Below are 3,486 nucleotides of genomic sequence, written 5' to 3'. Positions count from 1 at the left end.
GCAAAGGCTGTGCCCGGCGCTGCGCGGCCGCCGACCAGCCGGGCCGAGGCCGCGGCGCGCAGGCGCATGGCGATGTCGGCGACCCCGTCCGAGGGCCCCTCGGAGCGGCGCAAGAGCGTGGGCTTGGCGGCGACGTCGATCGCGCCCGCCTCGAGGGCCGCGATGGTGGTGCGGGTGCCCCGCGCGGTCAGCGAGGAGATCACCACCGTGCGGATCGGGTCGCTGGCCATCTGCGCCTTGAGGAACTCCAGCCCGTTCTCGCCGGGCATCTCGATGTCCAGCGCGATCACGTCGGGCCGCCGCACCGCGATGAAATCGCGCGCGGCCTGCGCACTGGCGACCGAACCGATGACCCGAAGGCCCGGCTCATGCGCCAGCGCCCGCGTCAGCGCGACGCGGAACACGGCGCTGTCGTCGACGACAAGGATGGTCACGGGGTCACGCATGCTCATCACGCCGGCTTTCGGTAGATGCCGGTGCAGACGGGCTGCCAGCGGGTCGACAGGTCGCGGATCGACTCGGTCACCGAGGTGACGAGCCAGCCGCCGGGTTCGGTGGAGTCGTAGATCGCCTCGAGCGTCGCCACCTGGTCGGGCTGCTCGAAATAATACAGGATGTTGCGGCAGAAGACGGCGTTGAACCGCTTGCTGAACGGATAGGGCTGCGCCTTGAGGTTCATCCGCCGGAAGGTGCAGGTCGCGCGGATCTGGTCGCGCACGCGGTATTGCTCGATGCCGGTGGGCTCGAAATACCGCTTCAGCACGGCCGCGTCGGTCTGGGCGAACTGCCGCGCGGGAAAGACGCCGATCTCGGCGCGGGCGACGACGGGCTCGCTGATGTCGGTGCCAAGGATGCGCAGCCGCGACAGCACCTCGGGCCCCAGCGTTTCGGCGGCGAGGATGGCGATGGTATAGGCTTCGTCCCCGGTCGAGGCGGCCGCGCTCCAGATGCGGATCTCGCCGTGCCGGGCCAGGTCCGGCAGCACCGTCATGGCAAAGCTCTTCAGCACCTCTGGTTCGCGGAAGAAATAGGTGTGGTTCGTGGAGGCCGCGTGCATCACCGCCAGTTGCACATCGGTGCGACTGGTGCTCAGAAGCGCCTCGGAGAGCTGCGCGAGATCGGCGTGCCCGAAGCTGCGCGCGACCCGCCACAGCCGCTGCGCCAGCAGCGCATCCTTGCGCGCCGGGTAGTAGATGCCGCACCGCTCGCTCAGCCAGCCGCGGATGCGGGCCAGCGCGGCGTCCTCGGACGCGGTCGTGCGGTGCGGAGGCGTCTCGAACGCAGGCAGGTTCATCGCATCGCCTCCGCCGCGAGGCGCTCGCAATCGAGCACGATCGCCACCTCGCCCGACGCCAGAAGCGCCACGCCCCAGCTTGCCCGCACCGCGAGAAGCGCCCCCGACAGGGGCTTCATCACGACCTGCTGGCGGTCGAGCACCTCGTCGATGGGCACGGCGATACGGCCTGCCGCCGTGTTGAAGACGATGCAGACCATCTCGGACAGGGCCCGCTCCGAGCCGGGCAGCCCGCGATAGAATTTCTCCAGCCGGCAGACCGGCACGAGGTTGCCGCGGATGCGCAGCATCTCGCTGCCCTTGCGGGCGGAGACCCGCACCAGGTCCTCGGCGGAGGGGCGGATGATCTCCGAGATATCCTCGACCGGCACGGTGAAAAGCTGCCGGCCGAGCCGCAACAGAAGGCTGTCGAGAAACGCGAGCGACACCGGGATATGCAGCGACACCGTGGTGCCTTCGCCCTCGACGCTGTCCACCCCGATGCGTCCGCGCAGGTCTTTCATCGTGGCGTTCAGCACGTCCATGCCGACGCCGCGGCCCGACAGCGTCGTCACCGCCTCGGCGGTCGAGAAGCCGGGTTCGAAGACCACCTTCCACAGCTGGGCGTTCTCGGGTTCCTCGTCAGGCGCGAAAAAGCCGCGCTCGCGCGCCTTGGCGAGGATCTTCCTGCGCGACAGGCCGCGGCCGTCATCGGCGACGCGGATACGCACCTCGCTGCCCACCTGGGCCGCGGCCAGCAGGATGCGCCCGGTCTCGGGCTTGCCCGCCGCCAGCCGGTCGGCGGGCGGTTCGACCCCGTGGTCGGCGGCGTTGCGCACGACATGGAGAAGCGGGTCGTAAAGCCGGTCGGCGACCAGCTTGTCGATGGCGGTCTCCTCGCCCTCGATCACGAGGTCGAATTTCTTGCCGGTCTCGCGTTCCAGTTCGCGCACCATGCGCTTGAGGCGACGGAAGACCTCGGCCACCGGCACGAGGCGCAGCTCGGTCGCGGCGTCCTGCACCTCGCGCACGATCATCGACAGCCGATGGGCGGCGGCCTCGAAATTCTGCAGCTCCAGCCCCTCGAGGTCGGACGAGCCGATCGTCTCGGAGACCGAGAGGGACAATTCCCCCACCAGGTCCATGAGCCGTCCGATCTTGTCCGAGGACACGCGCATCAACGCGCCGCCTGCCGCCCCCCGGGCGTCGGTATCAACCGCCGCTGTCATCCGATCTTCCTTGCGTGGTGGGGCCCTGCCACCCGTGGCGGTGCCCCTTCGGTCCGTGGTCGCCGTCTCAGGCGACCCTTTCACTTGCTCCCCGATTGCAACCGCCATGCCATGCGGTGCGCGACGGGGCGGCAAAGGCGGGGCCTGTCTCAGGCCGCGCTTTCGTCCTTGGCGTCGAAGCTGAAGATGCAGACCCCGTCGAAGCCCGTGCTTCGGAACAGGAAGGTCTTCTTCATCGTGTCGACGAAGCCGCCGTGCTTCTTCTCGAAGGTCTTGAGGTCGGCCACCGAGGGGAAGAAGACGTTCACGGAAATGTCGCCCTCCTTGCTGATCAGGACCGTGAGGCCCGTGAGCTTGCACTCGGGGATGGCCGCGCCGAGCGTCTCGGTCACGAAGGGCGCCGCGATCTGCGCCGCGTCGAGGCTGGGAAACTTGAGATGATATGTCTTGGATAGCATGGACTGCCTGGACCCCGCTTGAGTTGATCTGGGCAGGAGAACGGCCGCTGGCGGGGAATATTGAGAAAAAAGCCCTCACAGCCGGTGTGTCTTTCGGAGGCGGGCGTGCAAAGGCGTGCGAAGGTGACCCCTTGGAGGGCCGCGAAAGGCGTCACCCACACCTCCGTCCGACAACGGATCGTCGGCTTTCCGACGCTTTGACACCCCTCGGACCCCCATGCCGACGACCTTTCGACACCCACCGCGGCCGCCTTGGGGGGTGCCGGCAATTTGCGCCTGCATTTTAGGGCCTTGGCCCGAAAAATCTGGCTGGCACGATACCTGCTAAGTCATCTGCAACCAGACAAAGGACCCGCACGATGACGAAAGTTCACCTTCTCGACACCGCCCTGCCCCGCGCCGAGGGGCTTGCCGACCTGCTGGCACGCCGTCGTCTGACGGTGACCCGCGACAGCGCCGCCGGGGATGCGGCGGGGGCCGCGACGCTCGTCTGCGGCGGCGCGACCGAGACCGAACTGGGGGGCAC

At 68.4% G+C, this 3,486-nt stretch carries 4 protein-coding genes; all 4 read right to left on the bottom strand.

The window, feature by feature from the left end; translation table 11 throughout:
• Window positions 1-446: response regulator (locus QQK83_RS19050; RefSeq protein WP_284266993.1), on the bottom strand; the 446-nt coding region annotated here is incomplete at its 3' end.
• A gap of 5 nt (window positions 447-451) precedes the next feature.
• Window positions 452-1,294, bottom strand: coding sequence for a CheR family methyltransferase (locus tag QQK83_RS19045; protein ID WP_284266992.1), 843 nt, complete (start codon window positions 1,292-1,294; stop codon window positions 452-454).
• Window positions 1,291-2,502 carry a chemotaxis protein CheA gene (locus QQK83_RS19040; RefSeq protein WP_284266990.1) on the bottom strand — a complete coding sequence of 404 codons (1,212 nt, stop codon included), beginning with the start codon at window positions 2,500-2,502 and terminating at the stop codon, window positions 1,291-1,293. Before QQK83_RS19040 ends, QQK83_RS19045 begins: the two co-directional genes overlap by 4 nt.
• A 149-nt stretch (window positions 2,503-2,651) precedes the next feature.
• Window positions 2,652-2,960: a hypothetical protein gene (locus QQK83_RS19035; RefSeq protein WP_284266988.1), complete on the bottom strand. Its 309-nt coding sequence runs from the start codon at window positions 2,958-2,960 to the stop codon at window positions 2,652-2,654.
• Window positions 2,961-3,486: the final 526 nt, after the last annotated feature.

The organism is Roseicyclus amphidinii, from assembly GCF_030163755.1.
Lineage (GTDB): Bacteria > Pseudomonadota > Alphaproteobacteria > Rhodobacterales > Rhodobacteraceae > Roseicyclus > Roseicyclus amphidinii.
Note: the sequence above shows the minus strand (reverse complement) of the source record. Positions and strands in the feature narration are given on the sequence as shown.